This is a genomic window from Burkholderia pseudomultivorans (assembly GCF_902499075.1).
Classification (GTDB): Bacteria; Pseudomonadota; Gammaproteobacteria; order Burkholderiales; family Burkholderiaceae; genus Burkholderia; species Burkholderia pseudomultivorans.
The window spans coordinates 45115-63409 of record NZ_CABVPP010000042.1 but is presented as its reverse complement, the minus strand read 5'-3'; the positions used below and the strand labels follow the sequence as shown (position 1 = coordinate 63409).

At 59.4% G+C, this 18295-nt stretch carries 27 protein-coding genes; 15 read left to right on the top strand and 12 right to left on the bottom strand.

The window, feature by feature from the left end; genetic code table 11:
* Positions 1-174: 174 nt before the first annotated feature.
* The 3 genes from BST28156_RS23840 to BST28156_RS23830 all read right to left on the bottom strand — a co-directional run bounded on the left by BST28156_RS23840 (position 175) and on the right by BST28156_RS23830 (position 1864).
* Positions 175-990, bottom strand: a complete 816-nt coding sequence (locus BST28156_RS23840) for a ParB/RepB/Spo0J family partition protein (protein ID WP_174903508.1) — start codon at positions 988-990, stop codon at positions 175-177.
* Positions 991-1010: 20 nt separating this feature from the next.
* Positions 1011-1262 (bottom strand): hypothetical protein, encoded by a 252-nt coding sequence (locus tag BST28156_RS23835; RefSeq protein WP_235213726.1) that lies wholly within the window; start codon positions 1260-1262, stop codon positions 1011-1013.
* Positions 1263-1564: 302 nt separating this feature from the next.
* Positions 1565-1864, bottom strand: a complete 300-nt coding sequence (locus BST28156_RS23830; RefSeq protein ID WP_437341300.1) for a DNA-binding protein — start codon at positions 1862-1864, stop codon at positions 1565-1567.
* Between the two features lie 161 nt (positions 1865-2025).
* Here BST28156_RS23830 and BST28156_RS23825 point away from each other — a divergent pair, with 161 nt between their 5' ends.
* On the top strand, positions 2026-2238 hold the full coding sequence (locus BST28156_RS23825; RefSeq protein WP_174903507.1) for a hypothetical protein: 213 nt from the start codon (positions 2026-2028) through the stop codon (positions 2236-2238).
* Here the strand turns inward: BST28156_RS23825 and BST28156_RS34825 are convergent.
* Positions 2235-2564 carry a hypothetical protein gene (locus BST28156_RS34825; RefSeq protein WP_254596418.1) on the bottom strand — a complete coding sequence of 110 codons (330 nt, stop codon included), beginning with the start codon at positions 2562-2564 and terminating at the stop codon, positions 2235-2237. The genes BST28156_RS23825 and BST28156_RS34825 overlap by 4 nt on opposite strands.
* Here BST28156_RS34825 and BST28156_RS23815 point away from each other — a divergent pair.
* Positions 2563-2871 (top strand): hypothetical protein, encoded by a 309-nt coding sequence (locus tag BST28156_RS23815; RefSeq protein WP_080594132.1) that lies wholly within the window; start codon positions 2563-2565, stop codon positions 2869-2871. The two genes, BST28156_RS34825 and BST28156_RS23815, sit on opposite strands and share 2 nt — an antisense overlap.
* Here the strand turns inward: BST28156_RS23815 and BST28156_RS23810 are convergent.
* Complete coding sequence (locus tag BST28156_RS23810) at positions 2775-3110, bottom strand: transcriptional regulator (protein WP_174903506.1); 336 nt, start codon at positions 3108-3110, stop codon at positions 2775-2777. The two genes, BST28156_RS23815 and BST28156_RS23810, sit on opposite strands and share 97 nt — an antisense overlap.
* Before the next feature lie 178 nt (positions 3111-3288).
* On the opposite strand from BST28156_RS23810, the gene BST28156_RS23805 reads away from it, so the two are divergent.
* Complete coding sequence (locus BST28156_RS23805) at positions 3289-3645, top strand: hypothetical protein (protein ID WP_174903505.1); 357 nt, start codon at positions 3289-3291, stop codon at positions 3643-3645.
* Positions 3646-4018: 373 nt separating this feature from the next.
* Here the strand turns inward: BST28156_RS23805 and BST28156_RS23800 are convergent, their stop codons facing one another.
* On the bottom strand, positions 4019-5023 hold the full coding sequence (locus tag BST28156_RS23800; RefSeq protein ID WP_174903504.1) for a P63C domain-containing protein: 1005 nt from the start codon (positions 5021-5023) through the stop codon (positions 4019-4021).
* A gap of 746 nt (positions 5024-5769) precedes the next feature.
* Here BST28156_RS23800 and BST28156_RS23795 point away from each other — a divergent pair.
* The 3 genes from BST28156_RS23795 (at position 5770) to BST28156_RS23785 (ending at position 7212) form a co-directional block, all read left to right on the top strand.
* Entirely contained in the window at positions 5770-5982 is a 213-nt protein-coding gene (locus BST28156_RS23795; RefSeq protein ID WP_174903503.1) for a hypothetical protein, read from the top strand.
* 29 nt (positions 5983-6011) lie between these two features.
* Positions 6012-6203 (top strand): hypothetical protein, encoded by a 192-nt coding sequence (locus BST28156_RS23790; RefSeq protein ID WP_174903502.1) that lies wholly within the window; start codon positions 6012-6014, stop codon positions 6201-6203.
* 214 nt (positions 6204-6417) lie between these two features.
* Entirely contained in the window at positions 6418-7212 is a 795-nt protein-coding gene (locus tag BST28156_RS23785) for a DNA adenine methylase (protein WP_174903501.1), read from the top strand.
* A gap of 458 nt (positions 7213-7670) precedes the next feature.
* Here BST28156_RS23785 and BST28156_RS23780 read toward each other — a convergent pair whose 3' ends face one another.
* On the bottom strand, positions 7671-8003 hold the full coding sequence (locus BST28156_RS23780; protein WP_174903500.1) for a hypothetical protein: 333 nt from the start codon (positions 8001-8003) through the stop codon (positions 7671-7673).
* 258 nt (positions 8004-8261) lie between these two features.
* Between BST28156_RS23780 and BST28156_RS23775 the strand changes: the two genes are divergently transcribed.
* From BST28156_RS23775 to BST28156_RS23755, 5 genes are read left to right on the top strand one after another with little or no spacing between them, the layout of a single operon-like run.
* A complete protein-coding gene (locus tag BST28156_RS23775) occupies positions 8262-10055 on the top strand; it encodes a DNA cytosine methyltransferase (protein ID WP_174903499.1) in 1794 nt (597 codons plus the stop codon).
* A 12-nt stretch (positions 10056-10067) separates the two neighbouring features.
* On the top strand, positions 10068-10838 hold the full coding sequence (locus BST28156_RS23770; protein ID WP_174903498.1) for a hypothetical protein: 771 nt from the start codon (positions 10068-10070) through the stop codon (positions 10836-10838).
* Entirely contained in the window at positions 10835-11239 is a 405-nt protein-coding gene (locus BST28156_RS23765) for a DUF4031 domain-containing protein (protein WP_174903497.1), read from the top strand. The genes BST28156_RS23770 and BST28156_RS23765 overlap by 4 nt, the downstream gene beginning before the upstream one ends.
* Positions 11236-11583 (top strand): hypothetical protein, encoded by a 348-nt coding sequence (locus BST28156_RS23760; protein WP_174903496.1) that lies wholly within the window; start codon positions 11236-11238, stop codon positions 11581-11583. The genes BST28156_RS23765 and BST28156_RS23760 overlap by 4 nt, the downstream gene beginning before the upstream one ends.
* Positions 11580-12578 carry a phage Gp37/Gp68 family protein gene (locus BST28156_RS23755; protein WP_174903495.1) on the top strand — a complete coding sequence of 333 codons (999 nt, stop codon included), beginning with the start codon at positions 11580-11582 and terminating at the stop codon, positions 12576-12578. Before BST28156_RS23760 ends, BST28156_RS23755 begins: the two co-directional genes overlap by 4 nt.
* A gap of 8 nt (positions 12579-12586) precedes the next feature.
* Here the strand turns inward: BST28156_RS23755 and BST28156_RS23750 are convergent, their stop codons facing one another.
* The gene (locus BST28156_RS23750) at positions 12587-12820 is read right to left on the bottom strand and encodes a hypothetical protein (protein ID WP_174903494.1); all 234 of its coding nucleotides are present in this window, start codon (positions 12818-12820) and stop codon (positions 12587-12589) included.
* Positions 12821-12855: 35 nt separating this feature from the next.
* Here BST28156_RS23750 and BST28156_RS23745 point away from each other — a divergent pair, with 35 nt between their 5' ends.
* Positions 12856-13539 carry a hypothetical protein gene (locus BST28156_RS23745; protein ID WP_174903493.1) on the top strand — a complete coding sequence of 228 codons (684 nt, stop codon included), beginning with the start codon at positions 12856-12858 and terminating at the stop codon, positions 13537-13539.
* Here the strand turns inward: BST28156_RS23745 and BST28156_RS34820 are convergent.
* Positions 13523-13732, bottom strand: a complete 210-nt coding sequence (locus tag BST28156_RS34820; protein WP_254596417.1) for a hypothetical protein — start codon at positions 13730-13732, stop codon at positions 13523-13525. The two genes, BST28156_RS23745 and BST28156_RS34820, sit on opposite strands and share 17 nt — an antisense overlap.
* A gap of 36 nt (positions 13733-13768) precedes the next feature.
* On the opposite strand from BST28156_RS34820, the gene BST28156_RS23740 reads away from it, so the two are divergent.
* The gene (locus tag BST28156_RS23740; RefSeq protein ID WP_174903492.1) at positions 13769-14056 is read left to right on the top strand and encodes a hypothetical protein; all 288 of its coding nucleotides are present in this window, start codon (positions 13769-13771) and stop codon (positions 14054-14056) included.
* Here BST28156_RS23740 and BST28156_RS23735 read toward each other — a convergent pair.
* Positions 14051-15151 (bottom strand): hypothetical protein, encoded by a 1101-nt coding sequence (locus tag BST28156_RS23735; RefSeq protein ID WP_174903491.1) that lies wholly within the window; start codon positions 15149-15151, stop codon positions 14051-14053. The two genes, BST28156_RS23740 and BST28156_RS23735, sit on opposite strands and share 6 nt — an antisense overlap.
* A 387-nt stretch (positions 15152-15538) precedes the next feature.
* Here BST28156_RS23735 and BST28156_RS23730 point away from each other — a divergent pair, with 387 nt between their 5' ends.
* Positions 15539-15748 (top strand): hypothetical protein, encoded by a 210-nt coding sequence (locus BST28156_RS23730; RefSeq protein WP_174903490.1) that lies wholly within the window; start codon positions 15539-15541, stop codon positions 15746-15748.
* Positions 15749-15789: 41 nt separating this feature from the next.
* Here the strand turns inward: BST28156_RS23730 and BST28156_RS23725 are convergent, their stop codons facing one another.
* Together BST28156_RS23725 and BST28156_RS23720 are read right to left on the bottom strand one after the other, a co-directional pair.
* A complete protein-coding gene (locus BST28156_RS23725) occupies positions 15790-16296 on the bottom strand; it encodes a hypothetical protein (RefSeq protein WP_174903489.1) in 507 nt (168 codons plus the stop codon).
* 4 nt (positions 16297-16300) lie between these two features.
* Complete coding sequence (locus tag BST28156_RS23720; protein ID WP_174903488.1) at positions 16301-17035, bottom strand: type II toxin-antitoxin system MqsA family antitoxin; 735 nt, start codon at positions 17033-17035, stop codon at positions 16301-16303.
* A gap of 1005 nt (positions 17036-18040) precedes the next feature.
* Here BST28156_RS23720 and BST28156_RS23715 point away from each other — a divergent pair.
* Positions 18041-18295 carry a hypothetical protein gene (locus tag BST28156_RS23715; protein ID WP_009687795.1) on the top strand — a complete coding sequence of 85 codons (255 nt, stop codon included), beginning with the start codon at positions 18041-18043 and terminating at the stop codon, positions 18293-18295.

The following is an 18295-nucleotide window of genomic DNA, read 5'->3' as shown; positions in this document are numbered from 1 at the left end:
TCGTTTCTTCTTCATTGGCATATCCATGGCTTTTACACCTCATGATATGCCCCGCCCACGAAATCACGGATAGGTCCGAATGCCGTGGGACACGCGGGTGTACCTCTCCTCAGCTTTGGCGGCTCGCGGCCGCTCCGGCATCGGAATGACATGCGCGAGTGCCATGTCCGGTCCTTAATCGGCACACGACGCGGTGTCATCCATACCGAGCACCCATCGAAGCGCGTCAGCGCGAGCGCCTGCGGCCCTCTCCAGCTCCGCGGTGATCTGCTTTCGTGTGCGCATACGCGGAGCAGCGTCGCCCGTCAGTGCTGCTTTCTGCGCGCGCGCCCTCTCATGACCTTCCTTGCCCTCCGCCGCGGCCATGACAGCCTGGACCTTTTCGCGCTGCTTCTCCGGCGTCAGTTTCGCGAGCTTCAACGCATTCGACACGGTGATCTGGTCCGCCTCGAGCGCATCACGCACGGCAGCCGTGCAGTCGAGCAGCTTCAACTGCTGACGAACGGTCTGGACCTCGACGCCGAAGAAAACGGCGACGGTGTCTTCCGTATGGCCGACGTCGATCATGCGCGCCATCTTCTCCGCGCGGTTGATCGGCGAGTCCTCTCTCCGGATTTCGTTGGTGCTGACCATCACAGCAGTGAACGTCCGGCCACCGTCATTGATGAACTTCTGCGGAATGGCCGGAATCGTGATCGGCGGCTCGCCGGCGGCAACCAGTTGTCGGTTCAGCTCGCGAGCGTTGATTACTCGCCCACGTCCATCAACTACGAGGTTCATGCCGGTTTCGGGATCCTTGTAGAACAGCACTGGTTCGCGAACGCCGATAGCACGGTAGTTCAATACCGTTTTGGGGTTCGGCTCCTGATGCACGCGCCGGTCGTACAGCGGATGTGCCGGATCCGTGACCAATTCAAGATCGTTGGGGTCCATCGCGAGCGCAGTTACCTTGCTCTGCGCGCCATATGCTTCAACGGAACTTTTTGCCACGTTTACCTCCTGGAGAGAATTTAGGCCGCCAGGACGTCGGGCGGCGGATTGCGATCCGCGAAATCGGAATCGCCAGGTGATCTGGTCGAACCGTCCGCGCGGTGCCAGCAGTACAGCGAGCCGCGCCGATGCCAGAACCAGTAGCCAGCGCATGTGCACGCCATCAGACGGGTATTGCGCTTCTGCATCCACGCGTCGATTCGAAAATCGCGCCGGCCGCAGACGTTGCATTGCGGCTGCCGTACGTACTCGTCGGGACGCTTCTTCAGCACCCGGCGCGTTTCGCAATGTCGGCAGCGGCAATGGAAGCGAGCCATTTCAGTGACCGCACGGCACCGAGCCGTCAAGGGATTCGAGCGCACCGCACGACAAACACCTGCGCGGATACGTCGGGTGTTGGTTGGGGTCGCGCACAATGCGCTGAACTTCGCTGGACAGGGCCGTTTTCCGCTGCTGCGTTTCGGTCGATTGGTTTGTCTGCGTGGCTTCCATAAATTTCATGTTATTAGGACTTCTAAACCTAGGCAGAAGCGCTCTCCGTCGAAAACGCTTTTGCCGAGGCCCGTCGCTTACATCACCAGCGGCCGCCGCACTCCCCGAAACCTTCCCGTGCGCAGTGGCAGTTCACGCCCACCTTGCTCATCGTCGACAACCCGTCCAGGTACTCACGCGAGACGACGCGCAGTTCGAGAACATTCAGCCCCGCGTCAATTTTGTTGATCGGAACGCCGAGGTTCCCCGACAGGAATCGGCTTACCTGCGAATCGTCCCAGCCGAGCGCGTCCGCAACCGGCCCGCGGCTGCGCGGATCGCTCAGCGCTTCCCGAAATGCCCGCTCGATGCTCGGCTTCCGGATGATCTCAATCGTGCTCATAGCAACTCAACTCCGTTCAAAACTGATTGAATGACCTTGAAGGTCGAATTTTCTAAACTTCAAGCATCGGATCTCGATGCAAATCGGACTATGGCGAGAGTTCCGGCCCTATCTGTAGAATTAGCAGTTCTCACACAACCATTCCGATACGGGGAACCCTCATGATCACAGAGCGCTTCAAAGCGACCGACAATGCAGGAAAGGTTTACGAAGTCGTTGTTTTGCAAGACGAAATCGATACCAGCGACCTCGATGGCCCCAGCAGCATGTTGGGAATGAAGGAATTTCGCTTATCAACCGGTGAAGCACTAAATCGCATTTCTGAGAACGTCTTCCGTGTCCTCAGATCGGGTATCGAAATCACTCGCGTTTAATCTCCGGCGACGATGTACCCGCGACTAGTCGAGCTCATCGTCGTCACCTCCACTTCCTTTCCGTACTTGGACGACAGATGCCTCCACAGGGCAATTTCAACGGTAGCCGGAACCGCAATGCTGTCGACCAGGATTTCGGCTCCTTCGAGTCGAAAGACGTTGTCGGGCGCTGCCAACTCCAGCCGTACCGACGGCTGGCGACCCGCTGTAGCGGTCAAACTGAGGCCGCGCACGCACCGACTGATATCCACGCCGTCAACCTCGACATTTCCGAGACCGACGCCGTCGACGCAGATCGTCACTGCGCTTTTCAATAATCCAGCCATGAATAAAACCTCCGTGGAGATCCGCAAGATTGCGGACGACATCGAACAAGTGCTGCGAGAGCACGACCTGGCGACTCCCGATTCAACCGCGATCGCCGCTCTTCAGCTGCACGCCTCTCGCCTCAGAGCTCACTGCAACTACTGCGGCGAAAAGGCGGGAAAAATCACAACTCTTGCGAGCATGTTCTACAGTGCACGGAAGCATCAGTCTCATCGAGGGGGCTCCGACGGCGTCTGGAGTGACATGCACTCCAATCTTGATTCAATCCGATCGTGGGCGTCGGTATGGGAACAGCAGGGTAAGTGACCGTTCGTAAGGTCGTTCTGCTCCGCCAGTTCCGGCCAGATCAGGTGCCAATCGGTTGGTCGCAAATCTCGTCGTGTAAGCGCAGCGGCCGTTGCCTTCTCGATGGCCACACATCGCTCTGGAGAAATGGGCCTCCTCTTTTTGACCCACTGACAGATAAGTCCCTGCGACACCCCGAGAAGACGAGCGAATGTCGCCTGTGAGATGTTGTGCTCGTCGAGATAGGTAGGAATGTCCATGGCGAAAATGTAGCAGCGCTACATCAAAAAATCAAGCCACGCTTCACCAACAAAGAAATAGCATTGCTATATGAAGATTTGGACCACTGCCGAAGAGGCAGAACGCCTAGGGAAGAGGTTTCAGGGGGTCAATCGGAAGGAGTTCGCGACTCGACACTCGATCCCTGGAGGCGACAACATGATTTACCAGCACCTGACGGCAAGGCGGCCCATCAGCCGCGAAGCTGCGGTCGCATATGCGCGCGCGTTCAATTGCGGGCTCGAGGAAATCAGCCCGCGTGTCGCCCAGGAAGTACTTGAACTTGCCGCATTGATCGGAGACGCCGGCAAGCTCAAAGATGCGGCACCTGCCCGCAAAAAAGAATGCCCTGAACTTCGTTCAGAGAGCCGCGCCTTGATCGAGGCCATCACCAAGGCAGACATTGACGGGTTGGCACCAGAAGCGTTCAACGTCCTTCGCGAGACGCTCAGGCTTTTTGGGAAAGGGACTTCCGGTCGAGATGATCCGTTTGATGTGGAAGCCCCATCCCATTGATCGGGGTTAGGTTCCAGTCGTACATCAGCGCGTGACGTCGACGCTCAACCACGCCCGTCGTCATTCCCCGTGCGACAACTCCCGGTCCCTGCAGTTCGGTAAGCCAATCATGTGTGCCCCCGCTGCAACGCTCCAATACGCGGACCAACAAACCTATCCGGTCTGCCACTCCACACCTAGTCACGATTGCTAGGTCTCCAGGCCTACATCTAAGTCGGCTCGCCGTAATGTCTGGTTTCACCATCGTTTCGCTAACCCTCAGCCAAATCACTGTATATGCGTACAGTAGTTTAGCGAAGGTTGCTGGAATCGAGCAACAAGATCCCACAGAAAAATGGGCGATCATCGAACGGTGCCGCCCTCTGCGTCATCATCAATCTTCCAAATCCAATTCGACTTGATCGCCGAACAGCGTGCTCACGTGTCGCTCGTACTCGCTCCTATTCTTCGAGATCCGTGCAATGCCAAGCAACTGCCCCAAGTGCGTCCGCAATGCTCGGGTTCCCACCTCGGAAAGAAACTGATGCAGCTTCTTCGTTCTGTCACCGCTCTTCACTTTGCTGGCAACGAGCATATCGCGCAGCTTCCCGTTGCTTCTCGCCAATGGAAAGTAGACGTGGTCCATGGTCAACGTTTTGAATTCCCATGGCCGGCCGCGGCCGAATTTCGGCAGTTTGTACAGTCGATACCACTCACTGTAAAGCTGGGGCGGGAACTCTTTCTCGTATTCCTTTGCCTCGTCCTGGACGAACTGCTTAAACGCTGAAATGACCTCTTCCCGCTTCGCATCGTAGCCTGCAAGGGCATACACCAACCCCTTGATGCCCGCCTTGGCGGATGCGTTAAGAATGACGCGTGCATTGACAGCCAAATGCGACTGATTCTTCGCAAGCGCGCCATCTTCGTCGGCCTTCAAAATGGCCTTGCAGACGTCAATCAATAGCGTAACGTCGTAACCATTGACGAGTGAGGGCGGAATCTCCGCGCCGCCGGAACCCCATTGAAATTTAAGGGGATTTTCGATTTTTTCCAAGAGCTCCGCGCCGAGGTATCCGGCCATTACCTTGCCGTCTGCGAAGCGTGGAAACGCGTTACCGCGCGACGACAAGCCGAGTGCCATAGCCATTCCTGTCTGGCTGATAACCGCCGTCTTTTGCGCATCATTCAGGACATAGCATTCGACGTCGATCTCGAACTCGTCCTTGAAGTTGCCTTTGTGCGTCGCTTGCGGCGGCTTCTCGCCCCATCGTGCAACCGCGGCCCTTTTCGCGATCAAGCTGCGTTCGTCACTGCTCAGCGATGCGGCACGCGCCATCCCTCCTTTTGCGCGCCCTGTCGCCTTGGCAACGGTCTGAGTTTTCTTTGCCGTGACTGACATGCAAGCACTCCAATGGTTAGTGTGCTTGCATAATATGCGGCCCCTTTTTATTTTGCAAGCACATTTTACATTGGATGCTTGCATTTCTTTGGTATAGCAGTCCCGCGCTCCCGGCATGCCAAACATAGCAACGCTATTGCAATTCTGATGAAGCGTTGCTATATTTCAACCAACGCAGCACGGAATGCTGCGCCACCGCCCGCCCGGGCGGTCGATCTTTAAGAGTGCTAGTGCGCCGGGACCGCAGTACAGGGAGCAACCGGCCGGCTTCATGGTGTAGTCGAGAAACGGGGTAGCGCCCGACACCATCGACTTTCAAGAGCGCGCATTCGGTCGCGGATAGTCCGCACCCATCAACCCAGCGCAGCAGCACCCTACCGAGTGCGCGCCCTTGAGAGTTTCGAATAGCACTGAGTGAGGGTGCCTCAAGCCGGCGCGGCGGCTCTAAATAGCCCGTAACTGCATTGGTCTTCCCACGGCGGAGCCGAGGCGCCCTCCCTGAGTGCTGTTCAGCGACTGCCCTGATCGAATCGCATTGATCTTCAGTGCCATTCCGTGAGCGCAGTCCGGCCTCCGGAGCCTTAGCCGGCCTCAATTAATTTCGGATACCGAATTATTACGGCGCTACTTGTCAGGGTCGGTCGTGGCGTTTTCTCCGCTGCCCTCCTGCTCGTCGCTGCGTTTGATCTTGGTATGTAGGCAGAAAGCGAAATCACCGACCAACGCGACACCCAGGGGGAACCACGATGCAACGCGGACGGATCACTGAATTCCTGTTTCACAACGGCGACCGCTTCGTCGCGCGCACGGACATGCCGGGGGTGCGTATCGGAATGGTCGGCAGCACCTGCTTCGAAATACCGGCAGGCCACGCGTATTACGACCGTGTTTGCGAAAGCGCCAACGCAGTCGACGCTGAAGAAATGTTCGAGGAACTGTATGCCGCACTGATCGCCTGACCAACCCCGCCCGCTACAGGAAAACGACCGTGGAAACAATCACCCTCACCACTGCTCAGCGCAATGCAATCCGCACGGCAATTCTTGCAGGCGCACTTGCCGAGCGACAGGCAACGCTTCGTTTGCTGATTGCACAGAACGAGCAATACGTCAGCATCGCCAGCGCCTACGAATGCGAACTCGATGATTTGCTCGCGGCAGCGCGCGCCGTTACTACCTGAACGACCGGTCCAGCGATCTGAAAAGAATCGCTGCGCTTCAACGAGGGCGGTTGCGAGCGACCAACACGAGTAGGAAAAGGACGCGGCGACGTGTCTGGTGTTAGAGCACCATGCACGCCCCGCACCCGCAGCACACACTGCGAATCCGGCAAGGCCACGTCACCCCTGCAGAGGCGGACGAAGGCTATCACGGATAGACCCGATTTTCCAATAGATGCAACCAACTCCGATCATTCCCTGGCTCGGTGGAAAACGCCGCCTGGCCGACAAGTTGATTCCACTTTTCCCGCCACACGAATGCTATGTCGAGGCGTTCTGCGGCGGTGCTGCGCTCTACTTCCTGCGGCCAGTGCCGGCACCCGTCGAGGTCATCAACGACGTCAATGGCGAGCTAGTCAATCTGTACCGCGTCGTGCAGAACCATCTTGAGGAGTTCGTCCGCCAGTTCAAATGGGCAATCAGTAGCCGGCAAGTGTTCAAGTGGCAGCAAATGACCCGGCCTGAAACGCTGACCGACATTCAACGGGCGGCCCGTTTTTTCTACCTGCAGCACCACGCGTTTGGCGGGAAAGTCGCGGGTCAGACATTCGGTACAGCCACGACTGCACCATCCGTCAACCTGCTGCGGATCGAGGAGCAGCTTTCCGCGGCGCATTTGCGCTTAGCCGGAACGCATGTCGAAAACTTGCCCTGGCGCGAATGTGTCGAGCGCTACGATCGGCCACACTCGTTCATCTATCTCGATCCGCCGTACTGGCAAACAGAAGGTTACGGCGTGCCTTTCGAGTTTGAGGAATACGAGGCTATGGCTGCAGTGATGCGCGGCGCCCGCGGCAAGGTCATGGTTTCGATCAACGAACATCCGGACATCCGTCGGGCCTTCGATGGATTCCACATGCTCGAGCTAGACATTCGCTATTCCGTTGCAAACCGTCACGGCCCGACGAACTCCAGCGGCGAGTTGGTGGTTACAAACTGGACGCCAGGGGTAATGGACAGCCTGTTTTAGTGGCTGACCCGAGCCGAACATCGCGACAGCATCACAGCAATAGCCACTCCACCTGATCGAAAGACCGGACAGCGAAGCCGCGCTGCCGTCCGATTAGCTGCACATCAAGCGCGCATTGATGGAACCCGAAAACGATATCGAGAGACCAATGGATCATCTACAGCCCTCAGTCCAATCGCCAGCACTTCGCGCTCCGAGCGATAACACCCTGCTTGCGTCCTGCGATCACCTTCACGGGTACGTCACCAAGGGAAGCGCCGTAGCAATCGCCTGCGGGATCGCCATCGGATGCGTATGGTTCCTCTGCGTTGCGTACCGTGCGGGGGTGCTCACGTGGCCATGGTGAAAGTCTGGGTGGGCGCGCTTGCAGCTACAGTCGTGTTCCTCTGCCTGCAAGCCGTACTAAGCGAGCGTGCGGAGCAACCCCGCCAGCCACCCTCGAGGTCTAGCGATTCTCGTCAGGCTAATACGTCGAACCCTGATTTCCGAAGAGCCGCCCTCAGTTCCTCGAAGCTCTCGTACCGTTGTGCATCGTAGAAGAGATACAGGAAATAGCCATCGCGCTGCCGAAATGCCATAGGTAGCAAACGCAGATCTTGAATTTCGTCGAATCCGTACTTGGCAACCAATGGCCTCAACTCGTCGCCCTCCGGCGCGTAGCGGAAAGCGACACGCGTCAGACCCAGCTCGTCATCCGTGACCCAGCCTCTCTCCAGCAAGCCCTCGGCGAAGGCCTCGAAACGATCAGCTCGGTCCAGCAACTCGATAACTGAAATATTCTCGCTCGTCATTTCGGCTCTTTGCACGCGTGTCTCTGACGTGACGCCTCTCATTCGGGCGCACCAGTTGGGACTTTGAATCGTAGCACGCCCCTTCCCCCAAACCGCGCACTTACCGTTGCCTCGGATGCGCGGTTTCTACTTATGGGCGGCCTGTTTGGCGCCCTCCTTTTTCTAGTTCCGGCCTTAACGGCAGGTGCTCGGCAATCGCGACGTCGTGACGTGCGAGCCGAGCATCCGCCATTGAGGCTCTATCTGTAGAGGATGCGAATGAAGCGTGACCTGATGACCCTGCCGCTCGGCCTCGGCAGCGAATTAATCGTCGACAACTTCGCTGGTGGCGGCGGTGCAAGCACGGGCCTCGAACGTGCCTTCGGCCGGCCGGTCGACATCGCGATCAACCACGATCCCGAAGCGCTCGCGATGCACGCGGCGAACCATCCGCACACCACGCACTACTGCGAAAGCGTGTTCGATGTCGATCCCGTGGCGATCACGGGAAACCAGCCGGTCGGCCTTGTCTGGCTCTCGCCGGACTGCAAGCACTTCAGCAAGGCGAAGGGCGGCAAGCCCGTCTCGAAGAAGATCCGCGGGCTTGCATGGATCGCGCTGCGCTGGGCCGCGGCGGTGAAGCCGCGCGTGATCATGCTGGAGAACGTCGAGGAATTCGTGACCTGGGGGCCGCTCGGCGCCGACGGCCGGCCGTGCCCGAGGAATCGCGGCCGCACGTTCCGCTCGTTCGTGAACGCGCTCACGCGCCACGGATACCGCGTCGAGCACCGCGAGCTGCGCGCTTGCGACTTCGGCGCGCCGACGATCCGCAAGCGCCTGTTCCTCGTCGCACGGCGCGATGGGCTGCCGATCGTCTGGCCGACGCCGACACACGGCGATCCGAAAAGCGCGGCCGTGCGCGCCGGCGCGCTGCTGCCGTGGCGCACCGCGGCCGACTGCATCGACTGGTCGATCCCCTGCCCGTCGATCTTCGAGCGCGATCGGCCGCTGAAGGACGCGACGCTGCGCCGCATCGCGCGCGGAATCATGAAGTTCGTCGTGAACAGCGCCAATCCGTTCATCGTGTCGTACTACAGCGACGAGACGCGTTTCCGCGGCGCGCCACTGGACGAGCCGCTCGGGACGACCACGATCGCGAATCGGTTCGCGGTCTTCGCGCCGACGATCATGCACATCACGCACCAAGGCGATGACCGCACGCGCGCCGCCGATGCCCCGCTCGCGACCATCACGACGGCGAAGCGCGGCGAGCAGGCGCTCGTTACAGCGCACGTCACGAAGTTCCGAACGGGCAGCACTGGCAGCGCAGCCGACGAACCCATGCATACCGTGACAGCCGGCGGCGACTGCGCGCGGCCAGCCGGCGCCGCACACGCAATGGGCGTCGTCGCCGCGACGCTGGTACAGACTGGATACGGCGAACGGCCCGGCCAAGCGCCGCGCGTGCCAGGCGTCGACAAGCCGCTCGGCACCATCGTAGCCGGCGCGGCCAAGCACGCCGCGGTGACTGCGTTCCTCGCAAAGCACTACGGCGGTCACGAATCACCCGGTGCATCGCTCAGCATGCCGACCAGCACGATCACGACGCAGGATCATCATCACCTGGTGACGTCGAATCTCGTGAAACTGCACGGGACGAGCCGCGACGGCCAGTGGACCGACGAGCCGCTGCACACGATCAGCTCGGGCGGCACGCATCACGCCGAGGTGCGTGCGTTCCTGATCAAGTACTACGGCGAGGGCGGCCAGTGGCAGGACGCGCGCGAGCCCATGCACACGATTCCGACGCGCGACCGCATCGGCCTGGTCACGATACGCGGCGAGGACTATGCGATCGTCGATATCGGCATGCGCATGCTAACACCGCGCGAGCTGGCCCGGGCGCAGGGCTTCCCCGACAACTATGTGCTCGGCCCGGTCGTCAACGGCAAGCCGCTCTCGAAGTCGGCGCAGGTGCGCATGATCGGCAACAGCGTCTGCCCGGACGTCGCGGCCGCGTTGATCCGCGCGAACTTCTCTCACGAACAGCAACTCGCGCACGCAGCGGCGTGATCGGAGGCACAAATGCAAACTGCGGAAGTGAAAGCGGCGCTGCGTGCGCGCTTCTGCTCGCCCGAATGGGCGCTCTTCTTCGAGGTGGCCGACGCGACCGGCGCACGCCATAGCCGCTGGGCCGACGCCGTAGCGATGAATCTGTGGCCGTCGCGCGGTCTCGCGATCCACGGTGTGGAGGTGAAGGTCAGCCGATCCGACTGGCTGCGCGAACTAAAGGCCCCGTCGAAGTCGGCGCCGGTACAGCGCTACTGCGACCATTGGTGGATCGTTGCGCCGGCCGGCGTGCTGAAGGACGGGGAGCTTCCGCCGACGTGGGGCCACTACGAGGTGAAGCCGGGCGGCATTCTGCGCGAGCTGGTCGCCGCGCCGAAGCTTGAATCGGAACCGGTTACGCGGCAGTTCGTCGCCGCGATGATGCGCCGCGCGAGCGCTGCCGACGAAGACGTGGTGCGTGCAGCCGTCGCTACGGAGCTGCAGCGTCTCCGGGACGAGGACGAGAAGCGCGTGCAGCGCGAGATCGAGGCGCGGACGAGCGAGTTGAAGGACTTGCGCGAACAGCTGGCAGAGATCGAACGTGTAAGTGGCGTCAAGATCGGCCGATGGGGCAACAGCGAAGAGATCGGTCGGGCGGTAAAGGCAGTTCTTGCCTCGGGTGTGTTGCGGTCGTATGGCGGAATCGCCGCGCTGCGCGAGAAAGCGCAATCGATTCTCACGCATTGCGACGAGGCGCTCGAGCTATTCCCGTCGGCGGAGGTCGAAACCAAACAGGTGCCCGAATGACCGTCTACGTCGACGACATGTACCGGTATCCCGTCGGCAAGATCGGCCGGATGAAGATGTCGCACCTCATCGCTGACACTACCGAGGAACTGCTCGCGACAGTGCGCGAGATTGGCGTCAATCCAAAGTGGATCCAGTACGCCGGAACACGCAATGAGCACTTCGACATCGCTATCAGCAAGCGCGCCGCCGCGATTGCTGCAGGCGCGATCCCGATCACATATCGCGAATGCTGCGCGATGAACACGCGTCGGCGCGTGACGGGGGCCCTCGGCGCGCCGTCAGACGCGCTGCGTTGGCTTGAGCAATTCATTGCTGATCGCCATAAGGCGCGAGCGGCCGCGCCGACCACCGAATCAGACCAGCGCGATTGTGTTGCGCCTACTGGAGGAAAACGATGAGCGCCCACCGACCTGCCCACGCCGAGATACTCGCGACCTTCCAGCCCGGCAGGGTCTACGAGCCCACGGCCGTCGCGGCGAAATTCAAGCCGCGCGGAGCGCAGCTGAAACCCACGCTCGAAGCGCTCGTCGCAATCGGCCAACTGAAGCACAGCCTGCGCAAGCACGGGTCCCGTGTCTGTCCTGGCTATACACTGCCGAGCGATTCGGACCTCGAAGCGGAGGCCGTCGGCGCGACGATCGCCGGCCGGCAGTACGCGCGCGACTGGAAAACGACGCTCACGCGGTACGACCGCGCAATGCAGACCCGCGCGGAGCTTTGCATGGCAGCGAGGACGCGATGAGCGAGAACACGAAAATCGAGTGGTGCGACCATACGTTCAATCCTTGGGAAGGCTGCCAGAAGGTAGGCCCGGGATGTGACCACTGCTACGCAGAGACGCGCAACGCGCGCTTCGCCGGCGGCACTCCCGTAAACTGGGGCCCCGGCGCACCGCGCCGCCGTACGTCTCCGGCGAATTGGCGGAAACCGCTCGCTTGGGAATCGGCGCACGCCGAGTTCTTCGCCGCGCATGGCCGGCGTCAGCGTGTGTTCTGTGCCTCGCTCGCCGACGTTTTCGACAACGCCGTTCCGGATACGTGGCGCGCGGACTTGATCGATCTGATCTGGAACACACCTCATCTCGACTGGCTGCTCCTCACGAAGCGCATCGGCAACGCCGGGCCGATGATCAACCGCGCGCTCAAGCTCGCGGGCCGTGGGATCAATACGCAGTGGCCGTGGTCGAATGTCTGGCTCGGCGCGACGATCGTGAACCAGGCCGAGGCTGACCGCGACATCGAAAAGCTGCTCATGACGCCGGCGCACCGCCGATTTTTGTCCATGGAGCCGCTGCTTGGGCCGGTCGACCTTCGAGGCTGGTTCGACCCAACTGGCGTTTGCTGCATGCAGGAAATGCAGTCCTGCGCCGACTGCCCTGCCGACGCGCCATGGATTCACGGACCGACTACCATGTACGCGGGGGACGGGACAGGTTACAGCTCACCCGAAATCGACTGGGTAATCGTGGGTGGAGAAAGCGGCGCCGGCGCGCGCCCGATGCATCCGGCATGGGCGCGCGATCTACGCGACCAGTGCGCGGCCTACGGCGTGCCCTTCCTGTTCAAGCAATGGGGCCAGTGGATCGACCACGATCAACCCGGCGTCGACATGGTCGGCAAGGTGCATTCGCCCCTTCACGAATGGCCGGACGGCGTCCATTCCGTTCGCCTTGACAAGCGCGCCACCGGCAGACACCTCGACGGCCGCACGCACGACGAATTCCCGGGGGGAGCGTGATGATGCGATTACTTCGCCGGCAACCCTTCGAAGTCGTACTCCGCGAAGATCTTTGCATCCGTGTCCGCGAGCACGCCACGCGCCTCAGGCGGCCCTTCGATATAGATCCCGCTCGCATGCTCTGCCTCAATCCCCTTCGGATAGAAGTGGACATGCATTTCCCTCGTATATTGCGGATGCTCGCGCATGCGTTCGTTCACCATTTCGATGTATTGGACGCGCGTCAAACTTGGCTTTGCCATGCCGGCCTCCGTAGTTGCTTTTCAGGAATCCTAGCATGACCGAACGCCCTATCCTTTTCAGCGGCCCGACGATGCGTGCCATCCTCGAAGGCCGGAAGACGCAGAGCCGTCGGATCGCGATACCGAAGCGCTGTTGCATCGATTTCATCGGCGGCGGCCCGAAGGATGGCCCGGAGTGGAACGACCCGGCATGCTGGGGGTTCGAGGACGCAAACACCGGCGTCTGGTGGTCGCTGCGCAGCGACGATCAGTGCCGCCAGTTGCCATGTCCGTATGGTCAGCCTGGCGACCGACTGTGGGTGCGGGAGACGACCTACGACGTCGAACGGAACGGCTACGTCGGACCGGTCTTCGTCGAGTCCGACGAAGGCGCGCACGTGGCGGCATGGGGCTGGGGTGAACCGAACGATCCCGATTACATCGAGCCGTACAAATTGCGCAAGCGCCCCGCAATCCATATGCCGCGCTGGGCGTCACGCATCACGCTTGAAATCACGGCCGTGCGCGCTGAGCGCCTGCACTCGAGCGGCGAGCCGGATGCACGAGTCGAAGGCGTGACGATAGCAGACCATCACCTGCGCGGGTACCGCGCCGACGCCTACCGGCCGCCGAGCATCCGCGCCTTCCACGAACTGTGGGACAACCTGAACGCCACGCGCGGGCATGGCTGGGATACGAACCCTTGGGTGTGGGTAATCGAATTCAAGCGTATCGGCTAAGCCACTCTTCCGAAAATTTCTTCGCGTAGGCGACGGCCTCGGCCTCTGTGTCGAATTCGCCAAGTTTCCGGAAAGCAGCCTCCCGGCTGAAGCCCAACTTCGTTACCTCGACCTGGGCGGCATACCTACCGCCCTCAGTCAGGCGCGGCTCGCAGTTCATCTCGTACCCGCGCATCACAAATTTCGTCTGCATTGCATCAACGCTTTTTTGATACAGAGGGATCGTAGCATGGCCAAGAAACAACCAACCAGTCGCAAAGCACCTATGCAAGAAGTGCTCGTTCCGTCAGCACTTTCAAGCGCAATTACGGCAATCAGTTACGAAGGCTTGAGCATCGCCACACCGACCGGCGAAACCGCCACACTTGCGGTGGTCGACGAAAAAGGCAATGTCATCGAGAAGGGGCCTGCCGTGGCCCGAGCCGTCTGGGACGTTGCAATCGCCGCATATCGGAATTTTCTTACTGGTACCGGCCACCTCCGCGTCCTGACGAAGCCGACAACTTTCGAATCATGACGTCGCCCCATCTGGAAGCGTGACTTGCAGATACTCTATGTTCAACTTGAATTGAGCCTGTAGTCGTTCGATGAATTCTCGCGTAGCGCTGTCGAGATCGGGCTCACCAACTGCGAACAGCTTCACCGGATCAAGGCCGCCACGTCGATACCCGTACTCAAGCAGTTGCCCCATGGCTTGCCGAACCACTTCCGCTGCCGAACTTGCGATTTTGGTTTCGTAGAGGTAACAGCCTCCGCCAACCGGATATACCACTGCGTCAGCATACCCCCCAGTTCCAGTTCCACGCTCCATCCAGACACGATCCTGCCCATGTTCTTTGACCAGTAACTTATACAAGGCCGCTTGAATTTCGTTGTGCCTCAATAAGATCTTGCGTTGCGTCTCAGGCACATGCTGAAACGCAATAGTGGAACGTTTTCGATATTGCGGCGCACGTGTCGAGGTCGACCGCGACTGCACTTGGTCAGCGACGAACCACGGGAACATGTTGCGAACCAATACATCATCGCGAAACACCTCGAGCCGGTCCAAATGGTCAACCAATGATCGCGCGCGTACTGCCCAGCTTTCCGACTCGGGAACGGAAAACTTCGTGTGTGTCGCAAACCACTGCAACGCAGCATCGTGGCTAGGTGCGTCGACAGTTGTGTGATAGTGGTTTGGATGTATTCCCGCGAAGACCCGCCGTATCAAGAGCCGCGGCACTTTTGCGATTCGGCCGCCCGCCCGCCAACGTTCGGCCCGCTTGACAATGTGATCGAAATTCTCTGGAGAGCCATCTTTCTGCACATCGCTGATGATCTGTACCAACTCCTCTCGCAAGCGATCGGGATCCCCTGATTGCAGCATGCCTCGCCCTGCATCTGCGATAGAGTTATCTCGCGTCATCCACAAGATATCGAAAAGATCTTCGTGCGCCCCGCTCGATAACGCCGTCGCGATCGCCTCAGTAGTCTCTCGATAACGCGGCAACCAATCCTGCTGGAACCGATTGTCCGCGGCGAGAAACCCGCTTAGAAAGGCTGCGACCTCACCGTCCGGAACGACAGGCGCTAACGTTCCGCCATAAAGTTGTGTAGCGCGTTCGCTCATAGACTCTTCCCGTAGCAACACACACTTCTGTCATGCTGATCCGATAGCAGCGAACCGGTCAAGGTTTCTCGAACGCACCACCGAGGCCTTCGAAGGTGTCTGCGGCGCTACAATAGTCGTCGCGCAGGTAACGCTTGTAACTCCACGGAAATGAAGTCTGGACGCACCTATTCGATCTAGAAAGGCCGCAGCCGTGTGCCCCAATTGCCGCCGGGAACTGCACTACGGGCAAAATTCCAAGATGCTCGTTGTGAAGCTCTATGAGAAATCTCGCGACTCAAGCGTCCGTAGTCGTCGGAAATAGTCCCCGCCAGGTAGGCACGTCCGGCACACCATTACCGAACCGCTAGCCCCCGAGATGGCCACGCTGAATCTGAGACGAGCAACGTGAAAATCCTTCAGGGATTGAGCGTAGTGGCGCCGGCCGGCAATCCCGCAACGCTCGCCGTCGTCAACCATCACGGCAAAATCGTTGAGGGTGGCGCGAGTGCGATGAGCAGGGTTCGGGACGTCGCGATTCGGTGGCATCGCAATTTCCATATCGGCAATGGGCGCCTGCGTGTGCTGACTCAGCCGCCCACCTCGAGGATCAAATAAACAACGACGCCTTGAGGCGTCGTTGTTTATCAACCTACCCACTACTGTCCGACTTTATTCGGCGCTCCGACTTTATTTGGCGCGTCGCTGCCAAAATGCATCGACGGAAGTAATAATTCACCATGCCATGAACGGGCAGTAACATTTGAGACCATTTCACGAATCGTCCCATAAAGCATCGAAGCACCATTAACCACCACGACATCTTGGCGGCGGGCCTCATCCGGAAACGCTTTAGTCACTACATTAAAATACCCAACGCACTTAACATCGATTCGATACGGTGCGACCTTCCCCTCTACCCCTAACAATCGAATGCCCATTGTCAGGACGTACGGTTGAATCTCAACCGCCTCTCCCTCGCCGTTGACGTTCGGCGTGAGCGGATCGACATGCCCATGCCCTAACTCCAACTGAAACTGAACGCCAGTAAAGTCATAGGGCCCTTCGGTTCGAGGGTGCGGCTCAGCGATTTCTGGCGATGTTGCAGGCTCAATGAATACTTTTAGAAACCTGAAGTTCACCAGTTGGAGTGGACTCAATTCCATTGCTTTACGCTGCCGCCTTTAGAACTTGGATCGATGTGGTGAGGTTTCCAAACTTGACGTGTTGTGATCCCTTAGAAGAGTCCCACGACCACGCTGACGTTGCTGTCGCCTGTTTACGAGTCACCTCAAGCGTTTTCGTTTCAGTTTCAGACGCCTTCGTGTGGCTCGCATACTTGCCTGCTTCCCAAATATCAAATCTCAGCGTCTCGAAAACTATGTCTCGAATTGTCTGCAAGTCACAATGGGACGCGATTCCTCTCGCCTGAATATTTTGCGCGGCGTAACTGACAAAGGGACCTATGTGCTTTTCGATCGCGTCAACTTTTCCTGCAATCCACGCGTACTGAAACAGCGTTGGCGGATATACATCACAGACTCGAAGTGCTCTATCCATCGCAGTGGATTGCGCAACGTCGTCCGATTCGTACTTTGAGAACGCGACCGGCCCACCGCCGAAAATAGCGGCCGCATCATCCTGCCGAAGATCGTACTTGGCGCGAATTGCAGCGACTTGCTCGCCGGTCAGCAAGCCATTCGCCTCTTTACGGAATTTTGCGACAGCTCGCTTGTTTGCACGCGCGGACTCCTTGCCAACGACCTCTGACTCGCAGTGGTCGCAAACCTCCATCCGCACATCGATCATGGCCGACTTGCCGTTTTCAGTAAACTCCTCAGCAGAGTGCGTCAGGTGGAGTTGGCCCTCTCCACAAATGGGGCACGGCCCGAGATTTGATTTCATAGAAGATGTCTAGTTGCTAGTGTGGCAAGAGATGGTGATGACAACGTTCCCCGTCTTACCAATCGCAAATTTGACGAAGTAATCGCAAGTCAGATCGCGACGCGCGAACTCGTTCCATTCGGTCCGCCGAAGTGAGTATGCGTCGCATGCTGCCCACGGCCCCGTGGGCTTCCCCTGACACCACTCAGAGTCGATGTAGCGTCCGTGCACGATAGCCTCCCGGATGAGAGCTGCCACATCGTCCAAGTCGAAGCCCAGGTTTGCAGCATCTTTGGCGCAGTCCTTAGTCCAGAGCGCGACTTTGCCGGCCGCCAAGAGCGGCTCCAAATCATCCAAGCTGTAGAGTGGTCCGCCGCTGATCTTTCGATCTTCCCCCGGCTCCGGAGGCGGCGTCCCCTGCCATTTTCCTACGTTTGTTCGATTATTTACCATCTTGGTAAGTTCCGCAAGAGCAATGATTTTTGGCTCGGCGGAAAATTTTGCGCCGCTGAGGCTAGCTCTGGTGACGAAAATCTTACCTTATGATCAGAGAACCCAGAAGTGGCGCCGTCGTACCCTTCACCCTACCGTCTGGTAGCCCCGAGCGTACCGGGGGTACGAATGTATACTTCAGATATCGTTCGGGCAGCCAAGGCTGACGAAGCCTACTTTGGGGGACTGGGACATCTGGAATGTGGGGGCGTGGCAGCAAAAGCGTGAGTTTACAGCTATTTAGGTTTGGCGAGCCAAAAAACGGCGGCTGGCGATCATCGGGCGCGAGCGGCAGCCGGCCCGGCGTCGAACCTCTCTCGGCCGAGATCGCGCCAGAGAGCGCTGTCGCCCGAAACAGGGTCGATCACCGCACCACATCGCGCCAATGCTCCAGCCCGGGAATCCCTTCCGTGAGACAGCGCCCCACACTACGGCCCCGATTTACACGCCGCACCGCCGAAAACCCGTACCACCGCCGAACTAATGAGAAAATCGAGGTCTTTGATCCCTTCAACCCACCACTCCGGGGTTCGCATGACCACCCACATCACGATCGAATTCACCGACCAGGCAGCAGAAGCCATCGACGAGCAGACCAGCACCAGCTTTTCATACGACCAGGGCGCCCACGTGCCGCAACCCGGCGATTTCGTCGAGCTCGAGCATTCGCAGCAGACGTTCCTGGTAATCGGCCGCGTGTTTTCGCTCAAGGCCAATTACAGCGCCGTCAAGCTCGTGCTCGACCTGCCTCCCGCGGATGACGATCACGGCTTCGATCCGGAATCTTGA

Bases quoted from the DNA above. Each gene is read 5' to 3' on its own strand.
- BST28156_RS23830 (WP_437341300.1), bottom strand. From the start codon at position 1,864: ATGAGCACGATTGAGATCATCCGGAAGCCGAGCATCGAGCGGGCATTT.
- BST28156_RS23825 (WP_174903507.1), top strand. From the start codon at position 2,026: ATGATCACAGAGCGCTTCAAAGCGACCGACAATGCAGGAAAGGTTTAC.
- BST28156_RS23815 (WP_080594132.1), top strand. From the start codon at position 2,563: ATGAATAAAACCTCCGTGGAGATCCGCAAGATTGCGGACGACATCGAA.
- BST28156_RS34825 (WP_254596418.1), bottom strand. From the start codon at position 2,564: ATGGCTGGATTATTGAAAAGCGCAGTGACGATCTGCGTCGACGGCGTC.
- BST28156_RS23810 (WP_174903506.1), bottom strand. From the start codon at position 3,110: ATGGACATTCCTACCTATCTCGACGAGCACAACATCTCACAGGCGACA.
- BST28156_RS23805 (WP_174903505.1), top strand. From the start codon at position 3,289: ATGATTTACCAGCACCTGACGGCAAGGCGGCCCATCAGCCGCGAAGCT.
- BST28156_RS23800 (WP_174903504.1), bottom strand. From the start codon at position 5,023: ATGTCAGTCACGGCAAAGAAAACTCAGACCGTTGCCAAGGCGACAGGG.
- BST28156_RS23795 (WP_174903503.1), top strand. From the start codon at position 5,770: ATGCAACGCGGACGGATCACTGAATTCCTGTTTCACAACGGCGACCGC.
- BST28156_RS23785 (WP_174903501.1), top strand. From the start codon at position 6,418: ATGCAACCAACTCCGATCATTCCCTGGCTCGGTGGAAAACGCCGCCTG.
- BST28156_RS23780 (WP_174903500.1), bottom strand. From the start codon at position 8,003: ATGACGAGCGAGAATATTTCAGTTATCGAGTTGCTGGACCGAGCTGAT.
- BST28156_RS23775 (WP_174903499.1), top strand. From the start codon at position 8,262: ATGAAGCGTGACCTGATGACCCTGCCGCTCGGCCTCGGCAGCGAATTA.
- BST28156_RS23770 (WP_174903498.1), top strand. From the start codon at position 10,068: ATGCAAACTGCGGAAGTGAAAGCGGCGCTGCGTGCGCGCTTCTGCTCG.
- BST28156_RS23765 (WP_174903497.1), top strand. From the start codon at position 10,835: ATGACCGTCTACGTCGACGACATGTACCGGTATCCCGTCGGCAAGATC.
- BST28156_RS23760 (WP_174903496.1), top strand. From the start codon at position 11,236: ATGAGCGCCCACCGACCTGCCCACGCCGAGATACTCGCGACCTTCCAG.
- BST28156_RS23755 (WP_174903495.1), top strand. From the start codon at position 11,580: ATGAGCGAGAACACGAAAATCGAGTGGTGCGACCATACGTTCAATCCT.
- BST28156_RS23750 (WP_174903494.1), bottom strand. From the start codon at position 12,820: ATGGCAAAGCCAAGTTTGACGCGCGTCCAATACATCGAAATGGTGAAC.
- BST28156_RS23745 (WP_174903493.1), top strand. From the start codon at position 12,856: ATGACCGAACGCCCTATCCTTTTCAGCGGCCCGACGATGCGTGCCATC.
- BST28156_RS34820 (WP_254596417.1), bottom strand. From the start codon at position 13,732: ATGCAGACGAAATTTGTGATGCGCGGGTACGAGATGAACTGCGAGCCG.
- BST28156_RS23740 (WP_174903492.1), top strand. From the start codon at position 13,769: ATGGCCAAGAAACAACCAACCAGTCGCAAAGCACCTATGCAAGAAGTG.
- BST28156_RS23735 (WP_174903491.1), bottom strand. From the start codon at position 15,151: ATGAGCGAACGCGCTACACAACTTTATGGCGGAACGTTAGCGCCTGTC.
- BST28156_RS23725 (WP_174903489.1), bottom strand. From the start codon at position 16,296: ATGGAATTGAGTCCACTCCAACTGGTGAACTTCAGGTTTCTAAAAGTA.
- BST28156_RS23720 (WP_174903488.1), bottom strand. From the start codon at position 17,035: ATGAAATCAAATCTCGGGCCGTGCCCCATTTGTGGAGAGGGCCAACTC.
- BST28156_RS23715 (WP_009687795.1), top strand. From the start codon at position 18,041: ATGACCACCCACATCACGATCGAATTCACCGACCAGGCAGCAGAAGCC.